The sequence below is a fragment of the Halorussus vallis genome (assembly GCF_024138165.1).
Lineage (GTDB): Archaea > Halobacteriota > Halobacteria > Halobacteriales > Haladaptataceae > Halorussus > Halorussus vallis.
Map to the genome: position 1 here is coordinate 170,434 of NZ_CP100002.1, position 24,037 is coordinate 194,470.

Consider the following 24,037-nt stretch of genomic DNA (forward strand, 5'->3'; position numbering starts at 1 on the left):
CATTGAGACTGGGTTCTTGTATGTCCCAGTAAGCCGCTTCACTGGAACACTTGGGTTCGCAGTGGCCTGTCCTAAAAGAGTGGGCGCACCGCCAAGAGTAAGCCCTGCCGCTCCAAGGGCTTTGAGTGTTTTTCGACGACTTATTCCCGACTCTGCATTATTTGTGGAGGTATTATCTTCCATTTATTTTCAACCGTATTACAACCTCAACACCGCTACAACTTATATTTTTCTAACAATAATAAAAATTGAAATATACTGGGTCTGGGAGATCCTATTAGAAGCGTATTGAGTAGAATCCACCCAAGACATACTCGCTGATGAACGCGAAGTCAGCCGCTCGTACTGGCTGTCGCAGGCTACTCGGTCGCAGGTCACTCTCTTTGATTGGGAAGTAGACAAGCTAAACGAGGAATGGCATGCAAACGCGCTGGTCCTTGTTTCACGACAATCTCTACGACCTCAAGAGATGGACCAAGCGCAAGAAGATGAGTAGGCACGTTTTCTTACTCAGTTGTATTTAACTGTTATCCGCGAACGTTTATATACGAACACTGGGATAAACAACCATGAACCTACGCAGTGCCGTCGAAACCTCCCACCGACGCGGATTCGCTCGCATCAATAGCGAGCGACGGCACTAACTCGGTATCTCTCCTCCCCGAACTCTACCGCGCGTCAGCTCGCACGACTCTCGATACTGAAGGCGACGTGGGTGTCGGCGAGGTCGTCGCGGCTCTTCCAGTTCCTACTGGTCTCGAAGACCGCTATCCGCAGTGGCATTCGTCCTACGATTTCGAGTCCATCCTTCGAGCGGTCATGCTGAAGCACGTCCTCGGACTCGACTCGGTTTCGACGCTCCGCCGACGGCTACGCTCCGACCCCTATCTACTGGGTCGGCTTGGATTCAATAGCGTCCCCAACCAGTCTACTCTGTGGCGCGCTCAGAATCGTCGATTCTCCAGCGAGCTACGAGAGTCGCTTCGGGACGCGTCCCGCGAAATTTCTGACGTTGCTCGAACGCACGGCCTCGATGCGCCCGGTCCGGTCGGACACGACGACCGCGACGACGGCGACTGCCGCGACGGGCGGCTCGCAGAACAGTCTCCCGTCACGGGAGAGGCCGAGAAGGTTGCTACTGAAGCGAAGCGTCTTGTGTATCCGAACCTCTCGCTGGACCGCGCGCCGAACCACTGCATCCCCGAATCTGCGTTCTGGAGCCTGCAAACCTTCTGCGGGCTTCGAGAGAACTTGCACGTCAACGAGGGCGCACGCGCGTTCGCAGTAGAGACGACGAGAGACGTGACGCCGGGCGGCCACAACCACCGCGAACAGCTACGCTCGTTCGATACCGAGCGAGTTCGTGAGATGTTCCAGTCGGCAGTGGCGGAGTTGGTCGCAGAAGCGAAGACCAGCAGGGAACTCGACAGAAAGGTTTCTGTGGGCATAGACCTGACGACTAAAGCTTTCCTCGGTCAGACGGACGACCTCGAAGCCGACGTGTTCGGCGCGAAGGACGCTGAAGCCGCCTACCATTACGCAACTGTGCAGGTCATCGACGGCGGGCCGCCGCTCGTCCTCGATGCTCGTCCAGTGAGGAAAGGGGAGTCGCGGGCCGAAATCGTCGCCGACTTGCTCGATAACGCACTCCGACACGTCGGTATCGAGATGGTGCAGATGGACCGCGAGTTCGATTCTGGCGGCGTCAAGACCGCCTGCGAGACGCGCGGCTTGACGTACCTAAATCCGAAACGAAAGTTCGCGTCGGAGAAGGCGACGTGTCGGCGGCTCTCGCGGAGCGGCAAGACCGTCCACGTCGAAGAGCAACAGACCGTGACCGGAGGACCATCGCGCAAGAAACTCTACGTCCCAAGTCGTCGCGGTGGCCGCCGCGACGACCACGACGGGGACGTGGACGACGACCGCCGCGAGTACCGACAACAGCTCTGGGACGACCTCGCTGACGAACTGGGCCTCGAACTCGCGGAAGATAGCGAGGACCGAATGTTCTCCGGTGTCGGTAGCTGGTTCTCGTCTTCCCCGATTCTGACGAGTCGCCGCAGTACGTCGTCTTCGAGACGAACGCGAGTATCGACTGCTCGGAGAGTGGAAGCGAACTGCTCCACGAAGTCGCGTCCGTCGTCAGACAGTATCGTGACCGCTGGACGGTGGAGAACTCGTTCAAATCCATCAAGCAGTTCACGGTTCCCACGACGAGTCGGTCGCCAACGCTCCGGTTCTTCAACTTCGCATTCGCCTGCTTACTCTTCGACGTGTGGCGAATCGTGGACTTGCTCGTTCGGCAGGTTCTTGGCGTCAAGGACGGGCCGGTCGTGCCGTTCTCTCGCGTTCTCCAGTTCGTGCGCCGCGAGAGCGGCATCGGATAGTCTCTCCTTCAGAGCCGACCGAGACAGCCGTTCGGTAGCCGCATCTCTTTTTCGACCCCGGACTTCCAACGTTCTCGCTCACTTCTGGTGGCTATTCCACGTCCGAAGTGAAATCTAATCCCCGGATTTCTCGGTCGAAACAGTCCGAAACGTCGGTTCATCTCATTCAAAGTTTCATCACCAGAGAGTCTCTTTCTCCGTATAGCGCCACACCATTTATCCGGCGGTCGAACGGCGGTTTCCGCCGTCCGATCCTCACGAGCCGACGCCTCGACCCGAACGTGTCCCCGTCAGAGGTACTCGTCGAAAATCTCCGCGAGTTCGTCCCGCACCAAGTCCCGCATCGCGTCGGCGCGGGCCCGCCGGCGGGTGCGCTCGTCGAGGTAGTTCCGTTCGGAAACCGAGGCGTCCCGGCTCCCCTGCGAAGCGGCGACGGCGGCCGTCCCCGCCCGGATGTTCGGGCGCTGGCGCCGGTAGAGCCGATACCAGGTGCGTCGCCCCATCTTCGGGAGCGGGTGGCCGCCCGCGATTTCGACGTCGGCCCGCGCTCCGAGTCGGCGGAACCACCGTCTGGCCGTCTCCGTCGACATCGGCGCTCCGGCCGACCGGCCGGGCAGGAGGTAGCCCGCCCAGTCATCGGCCGCGGCGAGCGCGTCGAGGCGGTCGCGGACCGCGTCGACGCCGACGAGAATCTCCACGGTGTTGCGGGTCCGGCGGGCGTTCTTGCGCTGACCCGCTTCGAACTCGACGTACGGAACGTCGCCGTCGTCGGGGTCGAGGACGAGTTGGTCGACGTGGAGTTCGCACGCTTCCACGGGGCGAAGTCCCCACCCCGCGAGCGCCAGCAGGAGGAAGCGCTCGTCGTCGTCGCCGGCGGCGAGCAGGGCCGCGAGGTCGTCGCGGCCGAGGGCGGGATGGTCGTATAGGGGTTCTTCGTCCCACCCGAACCGGTTCAGCAGGTTCTCGGCCGGATTGTAGAGGCCCCGACCCATCTCTTCGAGGAACGTGTACCAGTTCTTGACCGCCGAGACGTACTTCTTCTTCGAGGCGAGCGTGCCGAGTTCGTCGTCGAGGACGCGGAACGCGTCCCGAACGCGCGCGATCTCGTCGGGCTTGGCGGTTTCGTCGAGTAACGGCGTGAGGAGGTCGCCCGTCCCGTTGACGTCCCGGTAGGTCGTGACGTAGGTCTTCAGTCTGGACCGGCGGGGACCGACCGTGGTTTCGGCGCGCCCCCGGTCGCGTTCGAGTTCTTCGAGGTAATCCTCGAGTCCGCGGGCGGTCGGTTCGTGGTCGATTCCCCAGGGGTCTTCGCCGTCGTCGGGCCTCGGCGGGAGCCCCACCGTCTCGTAGAACTCGCCGGGCGAGCGGTCGTGGTCGCGCCGCAGGCGCTCGACGAATCCCGAATAATTGCGCTTGAGCCAGGCGTAACTGGGGGTTTTGTGGTCGGGGTCGACGTCGACATCCGGGTCGGCCCGAAGCGCGGGCGCGATCTCCTCGCGGTAGAACGTCTCGAAGTCGTCGAGGCCGTCGAAGCGTGCGTAGTTCGGCATAGTCAGTCGGCGGAGTTGCAGAGGGCTTCCATGTCGGTGACGAGTTCGCGGGTTCGGGAGTGGAGCGCGTCGACGTTCTCATCGAGTTCGTCGTAGCCGTAGTCGGCTTGCTGCCGAAGCTCGGAGAGCTGGCTGAAGAAGCGCCCGTCCCGTCGGGGGGCGTCTCCGGCAGCGATGATCTCGGAGCCGAACAGGGACAGCACGCCGCCGTGGGAGGTGGGATCGAACCCGCGGTCGTAGAGGGCCGCCTGGACGGCGTGGAACGCGGCGTAGTAGAGGCGATTTATCACCGCGGCGTCGGAAATATTGGCCTCTCGCGCTTTCTTCGCGTCGTCGAGCGCCTGCCGCGCTTTCTGGAGTTCCCGCTCGACCGAAGGGGCCGTGTCGTCGTTTTCAGGCATACGACCGTCCCTCGGTGACGACGTTGCGGATGAACGGGTTCCCTTCTCGCCGGTGGCGCTCGAACGTGGATTCGGAGAGGATGTGGAGTTCGACGACGGGGCCGTACTCGATCATCGCGTCGAGGGCGATGTCGCGGAGGGAGTCGGCGGTGGCGTCGCGGTCGGCGTCGTCGTCGAGGACGACGAGAACGTCGACGTCGCTCGCGCGTCCGCGGGCCTCTCCCCGGACGGTGGAGCCGAAGACGTACAGCTCCGCAAGTTCGTCGCCGTGTCGGGACCGCGCGCGCTCGACGAACGCCGCCGCTGCATCGGCGTGGGCGTCCTCCGGGAGGGACTCGTGCGCGGTTTCGTCGCTCATGGGCGGGAGTAGGGGCTTCGGCGTCATTTATATTTCCCCGGCGGAGTGGTGTCGGAGCGACGAGAGCGGGTGAAGAAAGCCGCTCGCCGTGTCCGGTGACGATTTCAAGACCATGGTTCTCGGTGGATAGCGCGATTCGGTCAAATCACTTATCGGTTGTGGTGTGGGGTTGTCTCGTCTGGACAACCATACAACACGGAATCCCCTCGGTTTCTCCGCCGAACACGATAAATCGTATAACGGTATACCAAATCTGACGGCGGTCCGTCGGGCAGCGAACGGCGACGAATCTGCGAAAAACTCGACGAGCGCCGTCAACTACGCCTCTTCCGGCGGTCGCTCGAACGGCTAGTCGTACTCGCAGCCCCACTCGTCCAACAGTTCGGCGACCTCGTCGGGATGGTCCATCGCGACGAGGTACGCGGCCTCGCGCACGTCGGTCAAGTACGTGTCGTAACCCGTCTTCGACTCGACTTCGCGCTGGAACCGCGACTCCCGTTCCTGCACGAAGCCCCGGAGGTAGAACTGCACCATCTCCCGCTCGCTCTTCACGCTGTTGCGCTCGACCGCCCACGGCAGGCCGTCATCGCCACCCTCGGCCGCGCCGCCCCCATCCTCGGCGTCCTCTCCGCCGGACTCGACGGCTACCTGCGCGTCGCCGGACTCCGCCTGCGTCGACGACGAATCTTCTCCTCCTTGGGATTCGTCTTCGGTGTCGCTCGCGTCGTCCTGGCCGTCTGCGACCGGGTCGTCGTCGCCGAACGGGTCGCCGCCGGTCCCTTGCTTCATAGGCCACCACGCTCCTCGAGGTGGGCCGCGAGTTCGTCGAGTTTGTCGAGCGTCTGTCGCTCGTGGTCCCGCTCGCGGTCGCGGTATTCGTCGACGTACCGGAACGCGCTGCATTGCTTGGCCCAGCACCCCTCGAAGAGGCTCGAGCGCTTCCGGAGCGTGATGGGATTCGAGTACGGCATGTCGGTGACCTCGTCGAGGACCGCCCGCTGGTCGTTCGTCCCCTCGAACCGGTTCACCACGGTCGCCAGCACGCCGACGTCGATGTCGAGGTTCGATTCGATGCCGGCGACGACCGACTCCAGTCCGGTGATGGACTCGCCGCCCTTGCCGCTGGGCTCGACGGGGATGACCAGACTCCGGGTCGCGTGGATGGCGTTGTAGAGGTGGGGACCGCTCGTCGCCGGTGGGTCGACGATGAGCACGTCGTAGTTCTCGGGAACGTCGTTGGCGGCGAGGACGTGTCGGAGGCGGCCGTACTTCGAGAACGACTCGCCGGTCTGTTCGGCGATGGACGCGGCCTTCTCCAGGAGGTCGCCGAGTCGTTCGAGCATGTTGTGGCTCGGGACGACGTCGATGCCCTCGGTCGTCCGGACGAGACCGTCGAAGTCGTCCCCGCGGTCGATCATGTGGTGGACGATGGTGTCGGCGTCGCCGTCGCTCCGGTCACCGTCGACGCCGAGGAGGTAGGAGAGACAACCGTCTTGGGGGTCGAGGTCGACGACGAGGACCCGGTGGCCGTGGTCGGCGTGGGCGCGCGCGAGGTTCGCCGAGAGCGTAGTCTTGCCGACCCCGCCCGCCTCGCTGTACGTCGTGTACGTTAGCATAGCAGGCTAATCAGAGAGGATGGCTATAAATCCTCGTCAGACGAACTCGTTACACTCCTTGGTTAGTCAGTTCAGTTAGGTCGCCTAGTTAGGCTAGTCAGTTAGTCTGTTTGGCTATTCTTCTTGGATAGTCTTGGCAGATAGGTTAATCAGCTAGTCTGGTTGGTTGGTCCATGTGAATAGGTTGTTCAGTTAGGAACTCTGGTTAGGTTGTATGATATCTCCGTTTGGTTAATCCGTACAGTTAGGCTGTACGGTTAGGTCGTGTGTGGGATCTACGGGGTTAGTCTAGAACGTTCGGCTGCGTGGCAAAACTCCGCAAATAGGCTGTCTCACCCGACTTCCAAGGAGAGCCGTCTGGCTGAGCGCACGTAGATGTCCATCGTTGGTTCTACGAAACGTGGCTGCGTCGTGCGGTTAGGCCGAACTGTTAGGCCGAACGGACGGCTACGTCAACAGGGCGGACGCCGCGTCGCTCACTCTGTCGTATCGACAAATACCGACCGACGATGTACGCAACGGCTTCTGCTTCGACCTCCCGTTTTGCCCGTTCGGGTTCATCCTCAACATCAAAGTATATCACCAGTAGGAGCGTTGGAAGCGACGTATCACTGAACCGACGTCTCTCCGACCGCCCGTTTCAGTGCAGTCGCGTCCTCGACTGCTACTTCACTCTGGCGAGACGCTTCTCTCGCCGTTCTCCGAAATTTTAATCGTGAGCACGGGTGTTGACGAGAGGGTCACGACCTTTTGTGAGACACTCCCGAGCATATTACGCATTGTATCATTTCCATGTGACACATCACTATGAGATCTGCGCTGCATTCGTCGGCCACGGCGAGGATTTCATCCGCGGGACTCCCCTATCGGATCTCGGTCACGAGCGATCCGAACAACTCGATGCCCCACAACATCGACTTACACGCGGTGCGCGGGCCCGGAGACGGCGCAGAGGCCTCGCTCGTCGCGCCCGGTGAGTCGAAGACCTTCGCGTTCACGGCGACCTACCCGGGCCTGTTCGCCTACCACTGTGCCATCCCGAATATGGACTACCACATTAGCTCGGGATGTTCGGCGCGATTCTGATCGAGCCCGAGGCGGGGCTCCCGGCAGTCGATCACGAGTTCTATCTGGGCCAGCACGAACTCTATACCACGAAGGCCGTCGGCGAGAAAGGCCACCACGAATTCGACCTCGATGCGTGTACTCGCGAAGACCCAACCTACGTCCTCGTCAACGGCGAGAAGTACGCCATTGGACCTGACGGCTACGATGAGATGCAAATGAAGACCGGGGAAACCGCCCGCGTCTTCTTCGTGGTCGGCGGGCCGAATAAATCCAGTTCGCTTCACTCGATCGGATCGGTCTTCGACGAGGTCTGGGAGCAGGGCGCTATCCTCGGCGAACCGACCCGGTACGTTCAGACGACGTCGGTTCTCCCAGGATTGACCGTGATGGCGACGATCTCGGCACCGGTGCCCGGTCCGATCAAACTGGTTGACCACTCCCTCAGCCGCGTGACCCGAAAAGGAATGTTGGCGGCGATCAGCGTCGACGGTGCCGCGAACAAGCAAATCTTCGACGCCGGGGAAGCGGCGACTGCGAGGAAGCCAGCAGACCGTGACGGCTTTGACGGCTGGTTCGACGACGTCGACAACTACGACGGCGTGGTCGACCGGACGGGCAAATCGACGGTCCGCATTCAGGTTGGTTCGCAGGGCAACGGCGGTGCGTTCGGCTTCAGCCCCGCGGCCGTCAAGGTATCGCCTGGAACCGAGGTCGTCTGGGAGTGGGTCGACGGGATGCACAACGACGAAGCCGAGGACGGTTCGTTCAAGAGCGAATTGGTCGGCGAGACGGGACACACCTTTGCCCACACGTTCGCCATGACGGGGACGACCAAGTACTTCTGTCTGCTCCACAAGGCGATGGGGATGAAGGGGGTCATCGTCGTCGAGTGAGCGATGTGCCTCGCGAACTCTTTGTCACGCAGTTTTCTCCACTGCCGATGTATGTGCTCCGGACTTTCTAGAGCACATCTCTTAATTCTGTGGGCATAATCCACTTGTTTATCCCTGGCGAATCCGTTTGTGCAATGAGTGACGACGAAACCGTGTTCGATCGGCTCGGCGGCCAGGATGCGGTCAAAAATGTCGTCAACGATTTCTACGACCGCGTACTGACCGACGAACGGGTCGTCCACCACTTCGAGGACAGCGATACGACCGAACTACGCGCCCATCAGGTACAGTTCATCTCGGCGGTGACCGGCGGCCCGGTCCAGTACACCGGTGACGACATGGAGGAGGCCCACGAAGGGATGGGTATTACGGACGGAGAGTTTGATGTAATCGCAAAGCATCTGGATACCGCCCTCGACGAGAACGAGATCGCTGACGAGGACCGCGAGCAGGTACTCAACGAGGTCAAGGCACTACAACCCGAGATCGTCGAAGCGTAGCAGACGGTGCTTGGGTTACTGGGGGACTACGTCGCTAGACTCCTCGAATGCTCTCCGGCGATGACATTCATGTGGGCTTGAGTCGACACGTGAATGCGTAGTGATTCCAATGAGTAACACACGTACTCACGAGAACGAGTTTCGTTCGACAATCGCCGGTGTCACCGTCGAGGGACGCGCTCACTCGCTGAGCGCGTGGTTCGTCCTCGCGTTGCGCCTCGTCATTGGCTTCGCGTTCCTGTATTCGGGGGTCGAAAAAATCCTGGCCGGCTTTGATGCGGGGGGCTATCTCAGGAACGTCGCCGCGACCAATGGGAATCCATTTGAAGGACTGTTCCTCTGGATGGGTCAGACGTCGTGGTTCGTCGACTTCGTGAATATTGCCGTTCCGTGGGGCGAGGCAGCGATCGGCCTCAGTCTCATGGTCGGCCTGCTCACTCGCCTGGCGGCGTTCTTCGGCGCACTCATGATGTTGCTGTTCTACTTCGGCAATTGGGATATCACCCATGGCTTCATCAATGCGGACTTCATGTACATGCTGGTGTTCCTCTCTGTCGCTGCCTTCGGCGCAGGTCGGATTCTCGGTTTCGACGCGATCGTTGAACAGTACGAGATTGATGGACAGCCTCTTATCGAGAGGTATCCCGTACTCGAATACGTCTTGGGGTGAATCGCGTCCATCTCGTGGTTCAATTCGTAACTGTGCTCGTTGAACCCTTCAGGACACGAAAGCACTGGCCATCGTTATCTATGACAGACAACACGGCAGTGACGCAGATATGGAGGTGAGATGGCGACTCCCTTACTCGGTTCTCACGCCGTAAGAACCAGCTTCCATGTATATGGGTTCAGCAGTCCATTATCTACGTGTAGGAGAGATTAACGATGGCAACCGACATCCAAACTAGCGTGAACGAGTTCGAGAGCAAGATTGGCGGCGTGACCGTCCACGGGCGGGCCCACAGCCTGAGCGCGTGGTTCGTGCTTGCACTCCGACTCATGATGGGCTACGCATTCGCCTACTCGGGCTGGGCCAAGCTCACTGAGGGTGGCTTCAGCGCACAGGGCTATCTGGTGGGTGCCGCCGCGACCAACGGCAACCCCTTGGCGGGTATGTTCCTCTGGATGGGCCAGACGCCCTGGTTCGCCGAGTTCGTGAACGTCGCGGTGCCGGTCGGCGAACTCGCGATCGGGCTTGGGCTACTCGTCGGCCTCATGACTCGCCTCGCAGCGTTCTTCGGCGCACTCATGATGCTCCTGTTCTACTTCGGGAACTGGAGCGTCGAACACGGCCTGATCAACGGCGACTTCGCGTACATGCTCGTGTTCCTGGCCGTCGCGGCGTTCGGTGCAGGCCGGATCCTCGGCCTCGACGCGCTCGTCGAGCGCTACGAAGTCGGTGGCCAGACGCTCATCGAGAAGTATCCCGCTCTCGAGTACATCCTCGGCTGAACGACCCATTTTGGGACGGGCTCTCCGTCGTTCTCGAAGAGCAACTGTCCAGCGGCCTGTTCACCAGTGAGTGTTCGCTAATTCTCCGTCACATCCGTGAACAGACCCGACTGATTGTGATTCCTCGATTCTTTACATACCCGTCATGTAGGGTTAGCGCAATTCATCAGTCATCGGTTGGGTTGGTATTTCTGTAGTTGGGGCTGGAGGTTCATGAGTGCCAAAGTCGGGATGCGTCTCTTCCATCCACAGATACACGACTGTACCGGAGAGAAACATCAAAATCGCAATCATGTAGAAGGCGGCCACTGCGTTCACGAACTCCATTGAGGACCCAATTAGAATTGCGCCAACACCATAGCCTGCGTCGCGCCACATCCGATACACGCCCATTCCTGCCGACCGCCACGTCGGATGGGCCGCGTCACTGGGAACCGTCATCAAGTTCGGATAGAGCAACGCCATTCCCAGTCCAGAGATTGCCGCGAGGAGTGTCCAGAGGAGGTAACTATCGACGAGTACCATCCCGAGAACACCACCCCCGGCTACGAACATTCCTGTGACGATGGGTGGACGACGACCGATTCGGTCCGCGAGTCCACCAGTGGCAATCTGGAGGAAGTACATCGCGCTGTGGACACCGACGACGACCCCGACTGCTGCAATCCCGAGTCCCTGACTCGTGAGATACAACGGGACTGCGAGCCAGTATAGCGTATCGACGAACTTCTCGACGTGGCCCGCTTGTGCCGCGGCGAACAGCGTCTTATCGCCGTAGGTCGCCCGCTTCAGCACCTCGCTGAACGGGAGGTTCGCATCGTGGTGGTCATCGTCGGCCTCCACCGCTGCGTACTGGACCGTCTCCTCGATCAGGAAGATCGAGACGAGGAACGCCAAGACGACGACGGCGGCGAGGAAGTAGAACGGCTCGGGTCGGAGACTCGTCCGGGTGGCGACGACGCCCGTGATCCAGGCACCGACGGCGACGCCAGTGTAGCCGAACGCCTCGTCGATACCGACGGCGACCCCTCGCTGTTCGGGGCCTGCGAGATCGATCTTGGCGTTGATCGCCATACTCCAGGTCAGCGCCTGGTTGATACCCAGCAGGATATTTCCGACCGTGATCCAGCCCCAACTCGGCGCAAAGATGAGGACGATTGGGAGTGGGAGGGCGGTCGCCCATCCGAGGATAAGCACCGGCTTGCGACCGTATTCGCCGCCCCACTTGCCGGCGTAGAGGTTGAGAAGCGCCTTGACGAAGCCGAACGAGACGACGAACGAACCGACGACGAGTAGCGATTCGACGCCGAATACGTCACGACCCAGGACGGGGACGACGGCCCGCTCGGACCCGATGGTCAGGCCTGTAGCGAACACAAGCAGGATGTGTAGCGAGAACTGCCCGAGGTGTTCGCGAATCCCTTGCTCGAGTGTGGGTGACTCACGCATGATTCGTTCTTGAAAGAGCAGTGATGGGGATGACCGCTTTAGTTAGCGGCGCAGTTGTTGGGGCCGAGTTCGAGCGCTTCGGCGTCACCGCCGGGCTGTTCTTTCCCCCAGTTGATTTGCTTGATCTCGTTGTAGTTGGCAGGTTCGTCCGAGAGGCTCTCGACGATGGTCTCGGTGAACGCCTTTTGGTCGCCGTCTTCGACGTAGCCGACGAGTTCGTTGTCGGTTTCTTCCTGAAGCGCGCCGAGTTCGGTCGCGAGTGGCCGAACCTCCTCGTCGCTGAAGTGCCCTGGGAGGACGACCGTGTTGTCGCTCAGTTCATTCACGCGGTCGAGGCTATCGAACAGCTGACCCGCGGCCTCTCGGACAGCGTCTTCGGAACTATCTTCGAGGTCGGGCCGACCGACGCTGCGGAGGAACAGCGTGTCCCCCGAGAGGAGTGCATCGCCGAATCGGAACGAAACGCTGCCGGGCGTGTGGCCGGGGGTGTAGAGCACGTCGAGGTCTCGGTTGCCGACGGTCAGTGTCTCACCTTCTTCGATCTCGGTGACCTCGTCGAGTTCGCCAGTGTCTTCCTCGTGGAGGAAGTACGGCACATCGAGTTCACCGGCGAGGCGCCGCGCTCCCGAGACGTGGTCGGCATGGGCGTGGGTGTCCGCGACCCCGACGATTTCCAGGTCGCGCTCGTCAGCCGCACCCAGATACTGGTCGATGTACTGGCTCGGGTCGACGACTAGGGCCTCGTCGCCGTCGTGGATGAGATACGAGATACACCCCGTCCCCGGCCGAACGATCTGGACGACGCCGTCCGCGTCTTCGATGTCGTACTGACGGTGAACGCGGCCCCAGCCGTTCATGCCGCCATCGATGGACTTCGCGTCGAAACCGTGATCGCGGAGGAACTCCGCGGCGCGGGCCGACGTGACGCCGCCAACGCAGACGACCGCGATTTCCTCGTTCTCCGGGAGCGCATCGAGGTGCTGCTCTAATTCGGAGTAGTCGTACTCGAGGAGTTCGTCGTAGACGGGAACGTTCGTACTTCCGTCGATCTGCCACTCCTCGTAGTCGTCTTCGTTTCTGACGTCGAGGACGAACAAGTCTTCAGCGTCGTCGTCTCGCACACGTCGGGCGACGTCAGTTGCGTCGATCATAGTATTGCTCATTACACCCAATTCTATACAATGCACTCTATTAAATCCGTCGGCTACCCTGATGGGCTCTCAGGGAGAATCAAGACCCGGGCGGCAATCGACTACATTGCTTGGTCATCGACCGATGTCGGTCCGCGATTGCTCGCGTAGTTCCCTCAGGGCACTGTAGACGACTGCGCCAGATACCACGATGGCCGCGCCGAAGATGAGCGCTATGCTCACTGTCTGCAACATCTCGATACCGTACCCCGTACTGAGCTTCTTCGCTGCGACTGCGCCACTCCCGGCTAGCAACATCGCGGCGAAGTAGCCCTTTATATCGTCCTCGTCGACGAGTTTCGTCGCGCTCGCACCGATACGGGCTCCGAGAGCACTCCCAGCGAGTAGCGAAATGACGACTGGTAATGCAATCGAGCCTGCTCGCGCATACGTGAAGGCACCGAACGCTCCGGAGATAGTGATCTGGAGAACGTCGGTCCCGACAGCGACTGTCGCGGGCACGCCGAACCCGTACATCATTGCAGGCATCAAGAGGAACCCTCCGCCGACGCCGAGGAACCCCGAAAGGACGCCGATAGCTAGCCCGACGGCGAAGACGATGACAGCAGCGACGCGGACACCGCCCGTGAATTCGACCATCGGCCAAATCTCGATAGACTGTATCGTCCCAGACAGGTCGAAGCTAGCGGACTCGTCAACTTCGGAGCGAGCGTCCCGCAGGGTCATCAGACCGACGGTAGCGAGTAGTCCCACGTAAGCTACGCTGATGACCAGATCTGAGATTCCCGCTTCTTCGAGGAAGAACACGACGTGCTTCCCGCCCTCGATGCCGAGCGTCATCGCGACCGTCATGATGAGGGCGAGCGTGTAGTCGACCTGTCCGTGGTCGCGGTGGCGCAGTGCGCCGATAACGCTCGTCCCGAAGACGAACGCAAGCCCACTGCCCACAGCGACTTTCGGTTCGTAGCCCATTACGAGGAGGGCCGGCGTGACGAGAAACGAACCACCCATCCCGAAGAATCCGAAGAGGATTCCGATGAGGAGTCCGAATCCGACGAACAGCGCGACCGTCACCGCACTCAATCCGAGTATCGCCATGACTACTTGCCCTGAACCGCGGTAGTAATTCGATCGCCAACGGCAGAAGTCAGTCCACCGTAGACGACGTACAGCACCATGGCTTCGGCCAAGACGAAGCCGACCTGGGCAACGGCCCTTGCCGACCCCTGTAGCGTTTCGATTCCGAACATCACTGGATCCCCGCTTCTAATCTTGTACGGATTTCTGATTTCTGCACACGACCCGCTAACCGTCGGGGCGTAATAATGGTTTTGAACGAACTACACAATACTATGTTCGCGTGACCAACGGATGGCAATGCGTAAGTTATGGATAACTACGGTCGTTCGTCGACGGAGAGTTGCTTGCCCCGCCCCGAGAGCGAGTGTACCCATGGTCACCATTGTGATGGAAGCGGACGAAAGCGAACACTACCGCCCGACGCATGATTACGTAGAGATGGAAGTAACGGTTCAGACACTAGAATTTTTGTCCTATCGCTGCGCTGTCGTTACAGAAGATGGCATTTTCACGTATGCCGAAACGAGAGACGTCTCCAAGCGCCAACAGAGATGTGTCGAAAACAGTAGCTAGCTCGAAGTAGCGTCGGTCACGTCACCCGCATCATCTGCGCGAAGTGCGCGCCAGTATCCCTGCGCATACGCACCGAGGAACATCCCGGCGATGGCGAATAGAATCGGGTAGTTCCCAATACCGACGCTGGCGTACGCGGCGCCGGGACAGATCCCCGACAGTCCCCACCCGACGCCGAAGATGGTGCCGCCGATGACGACGTTCCGGTCGAACTCCTTGAGCCGACGCGTATACTCCCGCGCCGTCAACGGCGCGCGCTCAAGGTACCGCGTTGCAACGGCGAACGTAACGCCGGTCACGAGTGCGGCACTGCCCATCACGAAGAGCAGGCCGAAATCCTCGAACTGGAGGAAGTCCAACACGACCTCCGGGCGGGCCATCCCGCTGATGGCGAGTCCGAAGCCGAAGATGAGCCCGCCGACGTAGATGACGGGCAAGAACAACGGACTCCGCTCCTGCCCGCTCACGGTGCCACCCCCAACGCCTGGACCAGCTGAGCAGTTCCGATAGCGACGGTGAGGAACGTCGCGACGTTCACGAGTGACGTAGGTGAGAGCGATCCGGTGCCACAGACGCCGTGGCCCGAGGTACATCCCTTACCCAGGCGGGTACCCACTCCGACGAGGAACCCACCACCGAGCAGCCGCCACCACTGGACGTCGGTCGTCCAGATACCGGGATTCAACACGAGTCCGTAGACGGCTGCGCCGGTGACGATGCCCGCAGTGAACACGAGTCGCCAGTCGCGCGACTGGCGATACGTGAAGCGGTTGAACCGCGGCACGTCCGAGACGTACGACAACGTCGACTCGAGGAACGTGCTGGCCCCGGCGATGATGCCCGTCGCCAGATAGATGACCGCGGCCCCGAGTCCGACGAGGAAACCGCCGAGAAGGTACGGCAGAATCTCCCGCGGGAAGAGCTCATTGGCGGTGAGTAGCGGTACGAGACTGTTCATCTTAGTCCGTTAGCGCCTCCTCGCTGGCCGCGCAGTTGTTGGGGCCAAGTTCCAGTTCGAACGCGCTCTCGTCGTCGGGCGACTCACGTCCCGTGTTGGTAGCGATGATGTCCTCGTAATTGGCCGGACGCGGGGGCATATCAGTGACGATGAATTCGACGAACTCGTCTTCGTCCATCGTCAGTGCGTCCATCGTCTCCTCCAGCGCGCCGAGTTTGGCCGTGTATGTCCCGTCGTCGTTCGGCGTCGCCGAGTCGCTAAAGTGCGCAGGTGCGACGACCGTGTCGTCAGGTAAGGTCAGCATGCGCTGGGTGAGACTTGTGTAGAGGGTCTTTGCCGCGTTCTTCGCAGCTTCGGGGTCTTCGAGGTCCGGCCGAGCCACGCTCTCTGTGAACAGGCCGTCGCCGGTGAACAGCACGTCGCCGACCTTGTAGGAGGTCATCCCGGTCGTGTGGCCGGGCGTGTGAACAACCTCGATATCCACGTTGCCGACGCCGAGAGTGTCACCGTCCGAAACGGTTTCGTAGGGCCGGTCGTACTCGACGCCGCGCTCCACGGCGGGGTCGGGTAGAACCGCCGTCGCGTCGGTCTCGTCGGCCAGGTTACGAATTCCGGAGATGTGGTCTGCGTGGACGTGCGTGTCGAGCACGTACTCGAGTTCGGCATCGAGAGCGTTCACGTCTCGCAGGTAGTCGTCCGTGAACGCTCGCAAGGGGTCGACGACCGCGGCCTCGCCGTCGGAAACGACGAGGTACGCGAGACAGCCGCTGGAGGGCCGGCGGTACTGTGCGATCGTGGCGTCCGCGTCGGTGTCCAGTTCCGTGTACTCGTAGATACGCGCCCAACCCTTCATTCCGCGCTCGAGGTGGTTGACGTCGTACTCCTCGTCTTCGAGGTGGTCGGCGACCATTTCGCTAGAGCCGCCTTTCCCGCAAAGGACGGTGATCTGCTGGTCCTCGGGAAGGTTCGCGAGCAACTCCCCCGGGATGCCATCCAGAAGCTCGAAGTACGGGTAGTTCACGACGTCGACGTTCTCAGCGTCAATGCGCCATTCTTCGAAGTCGTCTTCTGCGCGTACGTCGAGGAGGAAGACGTCCTCACCGCTGTCGATGTGCTCTTTCAACTCGTCGGGCGTGATCGATTCGACTGTTCTCCCGGAAGGGCTCGATTCGGTCATCGTCACTCGTGTCTCTCTTCGGCGCCCAAATAAGACTTTGCATAGTAATCCAAAGACAGTACAATATTGATTCGGCGTTCGGGGGCCGTAACGCCGTTTTCGTGCCGGTACGCTATAATCGCATTTTGATTGTGCGCGAACTCCGAACCACTACCGACACGCTTTTACTACCCGGAGCAATATTGGGCAGTGAAGTCAATACCATGACTGAATACGAGATTACCGAGACGCTCGACGTGAAAGGACAGAACTGCCCGATGCCCGTCGTGAAGACGAAGCAGTCCATCGACGAACTCGACGAGGGAGACGTCCTCGAGGTCCTCGCAACCGACCCAGGAAGCACGAGTGATCTCGGCGGATGGGCAGAAACGACCAACGGTGTCGAACTGATCGAACAGGAGGAGGGAGACAACCTCTACAAGCACTACGTCCGGAAGACGGAGTAAACATGAGTACGGATACTCCCTCCACGTCAGCCGACGCCGCGACCGAGACGGACGTAGCCGCGCTCGAATCCCGCATCGAGGAACTGGAGTCAGAACTCGCCGACCTCGAAAGCAAGACCGACGAGGGTGCTGAGAAGATGTCGATCATTGCAACGAAGGGGACGTTGGACATGGCGTACCCGCCGCTCATCCTCGCGAGCACGGCGGCCGCGTTCGGGTGGGAGGTGACGGTCTTCCACACCTTCTGGGGACTGGATATCCTCCACGAGGAGCGCTCGAAGAATCTCAAGCTGAGTTCGGTCGGTAATCCTAACATGCCACTTCTCAATGCGATTGCGGCGCTTCCCGGAATGGATCGCGTGACGACCAGGATGATGGAGCGACAGATCGAGGACAACGACACCGCGACTATCGAGGAACTCGTCGAAACGTCGTTGGACATGGGTGTGGAGTTTCAGGCGTGTCAGATGACGATCGACCTGATGGACTACGACGAAGACGACTTCTACGACGGGGTCACCACCGGGGTCGGGGCCGCGACGGCGCTTCAGGAGATGGCCGACGCTGACATCCAACTTCTGATTTAACTTGGGATCTCGAGTCCCTGACCGTCTATTGCTCCTGTGTCTCCGGCCGTTCGTTATGATTTGCAATCGTAGGATGATTATGCAAGACTCCTCAAAGTGAACACCGATGACCGAGAGTTCGAATAAAGAGATAGACCCGTCCGATCCGGAGTACCGAGAGGTGGGTCAAGGGCTCCTTGACGAGGAGATGGGGCCGAGCAGCTCGATGGCCCACCTGTACCGTGGCGAGATCCACCGAATGAAACTCTGGCGTGAGCGTCTCGACCGCACTACCAACTGGGCGGTCATCATGCTCGCGGCAATCTTGACATGGGCGTTCTCCAGCGAGACGAATCCTCATTATGTACTGCTCGCTGGCGGAGTAGTACTCAGTACCTTCTTGGGTATCGAGGCTCGTCGATACCGAGGGTACGACATCTGGCGGTCTCGCGTCCGCATATTGCAGAAGAATGTCTTCGCGTACGGGCTCGACCCCTCACAGGGGTTAGAGGACGTAGACTGGCGGACTCACCTAAGCGGCAGTTACCGGCAACCACGGCTCAAAATCACTCGGATGGAGGCCATCGCCCACCGTCTGCGCCGGGTGTATCTCCCCCTACTTACCGTTCTGCTCGGAGCGTGGGTCGTTCGAACCACCGCGTTTGCAGACGTTCCTTGGCCGGCTAGCGCAGCCATCGGCCGAATTCCGGGCGTCATCATAATTACCATTGTACTGCTTAGCTACGGTGTTCTCCTCCTCATCGCACTTTGGCCACGGACGTGGCACGCTGAGACGGAACTCTTGACCGAGGATCTGCGAGAGAATTAGCTTACGTCCGGACTGCCGTCCGATTATTCGCCGGTTCTGGCGAGTACTCGTTCGAAGTTCTATGGATGTCGGTCGTGACCATCAGCACGATACTGTGTTCATCATTGACATCCTCCCCGCGCTGAAGTTCGAGAATTCCTTCGAGGGGCGTCGGGCCGTCCAACGCTACCCCGAAGGCAACTTCCTCACCCCGCGTGGTGAGTACCGGGTTCGTGCGCTACACGTCGGCCCTCAAAACGAGGGTATGGCGTGTTCGGCGTCCGAGAGAGACACGGTATCCGCTTGTGCCGTACCTGATACCGCCTGAACCGAGGCGTCCGAATACCGGGCAACCGCCCACGGTTGGAACGTGGGCGGACACGGGGTCGTGCCATCGACCGTACTCCACCACGACAGGTGGAGTGCAACCGCGAATGGGGCGTGTTTTGGTATGCTGTCGCCCCCTCGTGTGCGCGGTCGTTGCCGACCGTCTCCAGTGACGGGTAGGGGTAGTGTGAGGACGGCGGATGAACCTCAACCACGTACTCCCCACCGGGTTTGCCGGTGGTGGGCGTGGAACCGTCATATCAGCGGGAAGCGACCCCGTATCTTCCGATTGAGAGTTTCCGCGAGTTGTCTTACCGCACGGTACGACGCCGGACTACGTGATAATGTCGGTTGGGGAGGGTTTATCGGCTTCATCCCCGCCCTGAAGGGCGAGGCTTTCGCCTCGAATTTTCCGTAACGCAGGACCAATTATCGGGTTCTATCGAAACCTTTCGAATCTGACAGTAGATGGCGTGAGCAATTCGTGGTGCAAATCTATCGAACGATGAGAAGGCATTTATCCATAGTATCAATAGATTTGCGCATGAAACGGCGTGCCCTCCTCTCCACCGCTCTTGGGAGCAGTCTTATCATATCTGGTTGTCTCGGCGTCGGCGGGGAACAGGGTGGAGAAGGAACGACCGTCGAAATCATCCCAACTAACAATACTAATCAACAAATTACCCTCGATGTAGCCGTCTACGCGACGGATAGCTCCCTGCTACTTGACCACTCGTACTCGTTGCCGCCGGAACACGCTGACGAATCACAAGGTGTCGAAAATCGCGTTGACCACCTTGTCGTCTCACTGAATGGCGGAGACCAGATAAGACACGAGTACGACCCCGATGTGGACATCTGTTCACACGATGGCGAAGACGTTCAAATCATAGTCAAACCAGAAGGTATTACGTTCGCTTACTCGTGTTAAACCCACGCTCTGTATTGCGCACAGCCGACTCAATTCTATCAGTATCTAAGGGTGTCAACAAGACCGAACCGGCTATCTACTAGAATCAACTGCCCTCTTATACTTCAAGCGAATCTTATCGCCATCACGCCACTGCCAGTAGTAGCAATTATCGTTACTCTCTTTCACCGTAATCGTCACCTTTGAGGGGACATCACCCGGAAGACTCTTCGGTTTCTCTTTAACTTCCTCCTGCTCCTCGCGTTCTGCGAGTCGTGCTTCTCGAGCGTAATGTTTGGTGCCTTCCTCGGCGAATCGAGCGATTTGCCGAAGCGCCTCCGGAGATTGTTCATCGAACTTCGAAGTGAGGTCAGCTGAGTGTTTCCGTGGTGGATCAGGTGGGGAACTGGACACGGGTCGTAACCTCGTTAACCAACATTGTCGGCCGATATCCCAGATTTGTTGGTTACTACCTTTCCTACTGAATTGAGAGTTCGTCGATAACTGCGACCGTAGCTTCGAGTTTCTATCGTCGGTCATCGCGTTCTTCTACCTCTTGTTCCAGCACGCTACACTCGATACAGGCTGAATTTTCGATATCATTCGATGAGGGCCACGATACTCTAACCTCGTGTCTATCAGAACTCGCCGAACTGTGCACCACAGTGAGGCCTGTTCCAGTCGAGTCGGCTCCTAGGAGCGGAACCATTAAGCGCCACGGTGACACATTATGACTGAGTTAGTGACGCCTATAGACCGTAGTCTCGAAGATATTGATAGATATGCTCAAAGCTACAAGGTTGAGTAAACGCAGTCGCTATCAATCAACGATAATCTCCAAAGCCGAAAAACGCACCGTCTCATGTCGGGAGCGGAAAACCATTACAATACCACCATTTCCAGAGGAACTTATATTACGTCACCCTCAGAAGGTGTTCATAGAGAGGGAATGACTGGCGAGTCGAATACCCCTGTTCGGACGACTGCTCGGTCGTTCGATATCATCGAAACCCTTCGTGAACTCGACGGAGCCCGCCTCACGGAGATCTCCGCCTACCTCGATTTACCGGATAGCACGGTCTACAACCATCTTCGAACGCTCGTCCAGCGAGGATACGTCATCAAAGACAACAACACGTATCATGTCAGCCTCCAATTCCTCGAAATCGGCGAGTACGCCCGTTCCAGGCGAAAGATTTACGAAGTAGCAGAACCAGAAATCGACAAGTTAGCCGACGAAACCGACGAGTCCGCGAGCCTCCTCGTTGAGGAAGACGGCCGAGGCGTTTATATCTACGATGCGCAAGCGGACACCTCCATTCCGGTTGATACCCATCCGGGAAAACACGTCGCACTCCACGCCACCGCCCTCGGCAAGGCCATCCTTGCCTACCTGCCCGAAAGCCGTGTCGAGGAGATACTCGAACGCCGGGGTCTCCCCGCCCGCACGGCGAAGACGATAACCGACCGCGAGGAACTCGCCACGGAACTCGAAACGATTCGAAAATCTGGATACGCCGTCGATAGCGAAGAGCGCGTGCGCGGCGTCCGCTGCGTCGCGGTCGCCATCAAGAGTGAGAACGGGCAGGTCATCGGCGCGGTCAGCGTCTCCGGTCCGTCCAGTCGAATCGACGCCGACCCGAACGAGAGGTTTCTGGACGAACTCATGCGGGCAAAGAACATCATCGAACTGAAACTCGCCCATTCATGAACCGTGTCGTCAAGACAGAACGACGCTCGTGAACGGAGCGATGGGTTTCCGCGGTGCCGACACGACGGCCGGCCGTCGCGTCGGCACCGTCGAAGCACGACCTAGTTTCGGTGGTGTCGTACGGTTCGGTGTAGTTGTCGCTCGGCCTAGCGCGGCCCGTTGTCCGATTCAGTGTAGCCGGTCGTGCATCGACCCGATGAGGGTGTTGCTAGGGTCCTGAGAGAGTTCCCAGCACATCGCACCGCCGAACCCGTTGTTCTTCACGAAGTCAACCTTGTTTGCGATGGAATCGACGTTGTCGTAGGAGATGAACGTGTCCTCTGCCGCAGAGTAGAGCCACGGTACCTTCGCATCGGGATGCCAGTGATACTCGTAGTCCGCTTGCGGTTCGATGTTCTGTACGATATCATAGTACGTTTTTGACGTGGACGAACTGAACGAGTTGAACAATCCGTCGTTGGTGGCTGCGACACCGGAGTACGAGCGACCGTAGAACGGCATGCCCATGAGGAGCTTGCCCTTCGCTATGGGCTTGCTGGCCCAGTACTGCATGTGGTTGGTGGTGTTCCAGCTCTGTTGTCCGTCCGGGTCCGCCGGCGGCGAGTCGTACGGTGCATTGAAGTTCGTGTCGTTGCTCCAGTCGCCGTGGTAGTCGTAGGTCATGACGTTGACGTGGTCGAGATAGTTGCTGATCGTCCCGACCTCGTATGCGTCGTCGACGATGTTCGGGTTAGGAGAGCCAGCCATCGTCAGATGCGCCCACGAACCGACTCGCGAATCGAGCTCGTTGCGGACCGCTTCCAGCAGGAGCGTAAAGTTGTGCGGGTCCTCCGCCCGAATCGTGCCGTCCGGGTACTCCCAATCGAGATCAAGCCCGTCGAAGTTGTACTGAAGCATCACGTCGACAGCGGTCTTCGCGAACCGCTGTCGTCGTTCGGCCGTGGACGCGGCGTCCGAGAACGTGCCGGAGTACCAGCCGGAACTGATCGAGAGCAGGAAGACGGTGTTCGTATCGTCGTAGTTCGCCAACTCGCTAAGTCGGTCCTTCTTCGATTGACTTCCGACCACGACCGTCCCGTCGGACTGAGGCTCGATGAAGGCAAAGTTCAGGTGCGTGAGTTTGTCGTACGGGACGTCCGCGGGCGTGTACCCGCTCGCCCAACCGGGGTAATAGCCAACGACGCGATTGCCGTAGTCGCCGTGCGCCTCGACACTGCCGGTTGCCAGCATTCCGGTCACCGCCAGCGCACTCGTCCCTCGAAGGAACTTCCGTCTTGACGTGTCCGGGATCGTGTTCTGTTCGATGCTATCTGACGTTGAATCTCTGTCGTCCGACATCGCAAATAATTACCCACTAGGTGAACTTAAATTTATCACGGGCGAAATCTTGTAATATACTCGTCATATTATGCTTGACAATTGCGAGGAACCTGCCGCGACGAACGTTCAGGGGTGTGGGAGGTGTCGGTCGATGGTCCCGAGCAGGACGTTGTCGGGGTCCTGAGAGAGTTCCCAGCACATCATCCCGCCGAAGTCATTGTCGACCGTGTACTTCGTCTTCTCCTTGATGGAGTGGCGGTCGTCGAAGGAGACGAACACGTCGTCGGCTTCGGAGTACAGCCACGGCACTCGCGCTTCGGGATGCCAGTGGTACTGGTAGTCGGTGCCGTGCCGGACGTTCCCCATGATGTCGCCGAACGTTCGGGCCGACCCACCTTCAAACGGTTGGAACAACCCGTGGTCATTGGGGTGACTGCTCTGCACGTTCTCGAAGGTACGGCCGTAGAAGGGGAGTCCGAAGTTGAGCTTCTCCTTAGCTATCGGTTTGCTGGCCCAGTAGCGCATCGCGTGGTCGGCGGTGAACTCCGGGTTCGCGTTCGGCGCGTCCGGGACGGGATAGAGCGGTGCATTGAAATGGGTCCGCTCGTCCCACGTCCCGTGGAAGTCGTAGTTCATCACGTTGAGGAAGTCCACGTCACCGCTGAACGCACCGACTTCCTGGGTGTCGATGACCGACGGGTTGGCCGACGCCGCCATACTCAGTTCGTACTGCTGGCCGTCCGCTCGCTCCGCCGCGTCGAGCTGTCGGCGGATCTCTCGGAGGAGGAGCGTCAGGTTGTGCGGGTCACTCTCGCGAATCGTGCCGTCCGGGTACTCCCAATCGATGTCGATGCCGTCGAAGTTGTACTTTCGAACAAGTTCGATGGCGGTCCGGGCAAACCGTTTGCGTCGATCGGCCGTGAGAGCAGCGTCGGAGAAGCGACCCGAGTACCACCCGGCCTGGATGGAGAACACGAACGACGTCTCCGGCTGCTCGTAGGTGACTGTCCGGAACTGTTCGAGGAGTCCGGGGTCGGCGTCGCCGGTGACCGCGAGCTTCACCTCCCCGTTCGACTTCGGTTCGAGGAAGGCGTAGTTGAGGTGCGTTAGTTTGTCGTACGGGACGTCTCGAGGCGTGTACTCGCCTGCCCACGAGGGGTAGTAGCCGACGACCTTCTTCTCCGAGGAGTCGTAGTCCGTCGTCTTTCCGTTACGTGCTCCAGCGACGCCGCCAACGAACGGTACCGCTGCCAGGGCGCCTGCGCGCTTCATAAATTCGCGTCTCTCTCCGCTTACTTTTCGGTGTGACATTCGATTGTAAGAGGGTGTCGGAGAT

25 protein-coding genes and 2 pseudogenes are annotated in these 24,037 nt (G+C 59.7%); 11 read left to right on the plus strand and 16 right to left on the minus strand.

The features are described from left to right. Nucleotides 1-582 precede the first annotated feature (582 nt). Nucleotides 583-2,505: a transposase gene (locus tag NGM07_RS23355; protein WP_253521301.1), complete on the plus strand. Its 1,923-nt coding sequence runs from the start codon at nt 583-585 to the stop codon at nt 2,503-2,505. A 172-nt stretch (nt 2,506-2,677) separates the two neighbouring features. Here NGM07_RS23355 and NGM07_RS23360 read toward each other — a convergent pair whose 3' ends face one another. From NGM07_RS23360 to NGM07_RS25500, 6 genes and pseudogenes are all read right to left on the minus strand, one after another. Next, nucleotides 2,678-3,937 carry a site-specific integrase gene (locus NGM07_RS23360; RefSeq protein ID WP_253521304.1) on the minus strand — a complete coding sequence of 420 codons (1,260 nt, stop codon included), beginning with the start codon at nt 3,935-3,937 and terminating at the stop codon, nt 2,678-2,680. 2 nt (nt 3,938-3,939) lie between these two features. Next, nucleotides 3,940-4,338, minus strand: a complete 399-nt coding sequence (locus NGM07_RS23365) for a HEPN domain-containing protein (RefSeq protein ID WP_253521307.1) — start codon at nt 4,336-4,338, stop codon at nt 3,940-3,942. Further along, nucleotides 4,331-4,696, minus strand: coding sequence for a nucleotidyltransferase domain-containing protein (locus NGM07_RS23370; RefSeq protein ID WP_253521310.1), 366 nt, complete (start codon nt 4,694-4,696; stop codon nt 4,331-4,333). The genes NGM07_RS23365 and NGM07_RS23370 overlap by 8 nt, the downstream gene beginning before the upstream one ends. Before the next feature lie 348 nt (nt 4,697-5,044). Further along, complete coding sequence (locus NGM07_RS23375) at nt 5,045-5,485, minus strand: DUF7970 domain-containing protein (protein ID WP_253521313.1); 441 nt, start codon at nt 5,483-5,485, stop codon at nt 5,045-5,047. Further along, on the minus strand, nt 5,482-6,312 hold the full coding sequence (locus tag NGM07_RS23380; protein ID WP_253521315.1) for a ParA family protein: 831 nt from the start codon (nt 6,310-6,312) through the stop codon (nt 5,482-5,484). Before NGM07_RS23380 ends, NGM07_RS23375 begins: the two co-directional genes overlap by 4 nt. A gap of 478 nt (nt 6,313-6,790) precedes the next feature. Beyond that, nucleotides 6,791-6,895, minus strand: a pseudogene (locus NGM07_RS25500) (DUF955 domain-containing protein); the annotation flags it as partial. Nucleotides 6,896-7,182: 287 nt separating this feature from the next. On the opposite strand from NGM07_RS25500, the pseudogene NGM07_RS23385 reads away from it, so the two are divergent. From NGM07_RS23385 to NGM07_RS23405, 5 genes and pseudogenes are all read left to right on the plus strand, one after another. After that, nucleotides 7,183-7,895, plus strand: a pseudogene (locus NGM07_RS23385) (multicopper oxidase domain-containing protein); the annotation flags it as partial. 84 nt (nt 7,896-7,979) lie between these two features. Further along, nucleotides 7,980-8,273, plus strand: coding sequence for a halocyanin domain-containing protein (locus tag NGM07_RS23390; RefSeq protein WP_253521624.1), 294 nt, complete (start codon nt 7,980-7,982; stop codon nt 8,271-8,273). A 134-nt stretch (nt 8,274-8,407) separates the two neighbouring features. Then, entirely contained in the window at nt 8,408-8,773 is a 366-nt protein-coding gene (locus tag NGM07_RS23395; protein ID WP_253521318.1) for a group I truncated hemoglobin, read from the plus strand. Nucleotides 8,774-8,882: 109 nt separating this feature from the next. Then, nucleotides 8,883-9,443, plus strand: a complete 561-nt coding sequence (locus NGM07_RS23400) for a DoxX family protein (RefSeq protein ID WP_253521321.1) — start codon at nt 8,883-8,885, stop codon at nt 9,441-9,443. A gap of 215 nt (nt 9,444-9,658) precedes the next feature. Continuing rightward, complete coding sequence (locus NGM07_RS23405; RefSeq protein ID WP_253521323.1) at nt 9,659-10,225, plus strand: DoxX family protein; 567 nt, start codon at nt 9,659-9,661, stop codon at nt 10,223-10,225. Nucleotides 10,226-10,378: 153 nt separating this feature from the next. On the opposite strand, the gene NGM07_RS23410 is transcribed toward NGM07_RS23405, so the two are convergent. The 7 genes from NGM07_RS23410 to NGM07_RS23435 all read right to left on the minus strand — a co-directional run bounded on the left by NGM07_RS23410 (nt 10,379) and on the right by NGM07_RS23435 (nt 16,613). Then, a complete protein-coding gene (locus NGM07_RS23410) occupies nt 10,379-11,674 on the minus strand; it encodes an MFS transporter (RefSeq protein WP_253521326.1) in 1,296 nt (431 codons plus the stop codon). A gap of 38 nt (nt 11,675-11,712) precedes the next feature. After that, complete coding sequence (locus tag NGM07_RS23415) at nt 11,713-12,837, minus strand: MBL fold metallo-hydrolase (protein ID WP_253521328.1); 1,125 nt, start codon at nt 12,835-12,837, stop codon at nt 11,713-11,715. A 102-nt stretch (nt 12,838-12,939) separates the two neighbouring features. Beyond that, nucleotides 12,940-13,923, minus strand: coding sequence for a sulfite exporter TauE/SafE family protein (locus NGM07_RS23420; RefSeq protein ID WP_253521331.1), 984 nt, complete (start codon nt 13,921-13,923; stop codon nt 12,940-12,942). 2 nt (nt 13,924-13,925) lie between these two features. Next, a complete protein-coding gene (locus tag NGM07_RS25575) occupies nt 13,926-14,075 on the minus strand; it encodes a DUF7512 family protein (protein WP_438267725.1) in 150 nt (49 codons plus the stop codon). 399 nt (nt 14,076-14,474) lie between these two features. After that, nucleotides 14,475-14,945, minus strand: coding sequence for a YeeE/YedE family protein (locus tag NGM07_RS23425; RefSeq protein ID WP_253521334.1), 471 nt, complete (start codon nt 14,943-14,945; stop codon nt 14,475-14,477). Next, nucleotides 14,942-15,436 carry a YeeE/YedE family protein gene (locus NGM07_RS23430; RefSeq protein ID WP_253521336.1) on the minus strand — a complete coding sequence of 165 codons (495 nt, stop codon included), beginning with the start codon at nt 15,434-15,436 and terminating at the stop codon, nt 14,942-14,944. Before NGM07_RS23430 ends, NGM07_RS23425 begins: the two co-directional genes overlap by 4 nt. A 1-nt stretch (nt 15,437) precedes the next feature. Beyond that, the gene (locus tag NGM07_RS23435) at nt 15,438-16,613 is read right to left on the minus strand and encodes an MBL fold metallo-hydrolase (protein ID WP_253521338.1); all 1,176 of its coding nucleotides are present in this window, start codon (nt 16,611-16,613) and stop codon (nt 15,438-15,440) included. A gap of 203 nt (nt 16,614-16,816) precedes the next feature. Between NGM07_RS23435 and NGM07_RS23440 the strand changes: the two genes are divergently transcribed. The 4 genes from NGM07_RS23440 to NGM07_RS23455 all read left to right on the plus strand — a co-directional run bounded on the left by NGM07_RS23440 (nt 16,817) and on the right by NGM07_RS23455 (nt 19,691). Next, a complete protein-coding gene (locus NGM07_RS23440; protein ID WP_253521341.1) occupies nt 16,817-17,059 on the plus strand; it encodes a sulfurtransferase TusA family protein in 243 nt (80 codons plus the stop codon). Nucleotides 17,060-17,061: 2 nt separating this feature from the next. Continuing rightward, nucleotides 17,062-17,646: a DsrE/DsrF/DrsH-like family protein gene (locus NGM07_RS23445; RefSeq protein ID WP_253521344.1), complete on the plus strand. Its 585-nt coding sequence runs from the start codon at nt 17,062-17,064 to the stop codon at nt 17,644-17,646. A gap of 106 nt (nt 17,647-17,752) precedes the next feature. Then, nucleotides 17,753-18,454: a DUF2270 domain-containing protein gene (locus NGM07_RS23450; RefSeq protein ID WP_253521347.1), complete on the plus strand. Its 702-nt coding sequence runs from the start codon at nt 17,753-17,755 to the stop codon at nt 18,452-18,454. 850 nt (nt 18,455-19,304) lie between these two features. Continuing rightward, a complete protein-coding gene (locus NGM07_RS23455) occupies nt 19,305-19,691 on the plus strand; it encodes a hypothetical protein (RefSeq protein ID WP_253521349.1) in 387 nt (128 codons plus the stop codon). A 72-nt stretch (nt 19,692-19,763) separates the two neighbouring features. On the opposite strand, the gene NGM07_RS23460 is transcribed toward NGM07_RS23455, so the two are convergent. Further along, a complete protein-coding gene (locus NGM07_RS23460; RefSeq protein ID WP_253521351.1) occupies nt 19,764-20,084 on the minus strand; it encodes a hypothetical protein in 321 nt (106 codons plus the stop codon). Nucleotides 20,085-20,532: 448 nt separating this feature from the next. Between NGM07_RS23460 and NGM07_RS23465 the strand changes: the two genes are divergently transcribed. After that, nucleotides 20,533-21,381 carry an IclR family transcriptional regulator gene (locus NGM07_RS23465; protein WP_368410337.1) on the plus strand — a complete coding sequence of 283 codons (849 nt, stop codon included), beginning with the start codon at nt 20,533-20,535 and terminating at the stop codon, nt 21,379-21,381. Between the two features lie 168 nt (nt 21,382-21,549). Here the strand turns inward: NGM07_RS23465 and NGM07_RS23470 are convergent, their stop codons facing one another. Both NGM07_RS23470 and NGM07_RS23475 read right to left on the minus strand, forming a co-directional pair. After that, nucleotides 21,550-22,719: a glycoside hydrolase family 18 protein gene (locus NGM07_RS23470; protein ID WP_253521353.1), complete on the minus strand. Its 1,170-nt coding sequence runs from the start codon at nt 22,717-22,719 to the stop codon at nt 21,550-21,552. A gap of 108 nt (nt 22,720-22,827) precedes the next feature. Continuing rightward, the gene (locus tag NGM07_RS23475; RefSeq protein WP_253521355.1) at nt 22,828-23,973 is read right to left on the minus strand and encodes a glycoside hydrolase family 18 protein; all 1,146 of its coding nucleotides are present in this window, start codon (nt 23,971-23,973) and stop codon (nt 22,828-22,830) included. Between the last annotated feature and the right edge of the window lie 64 nt (nt 23,974-24,037).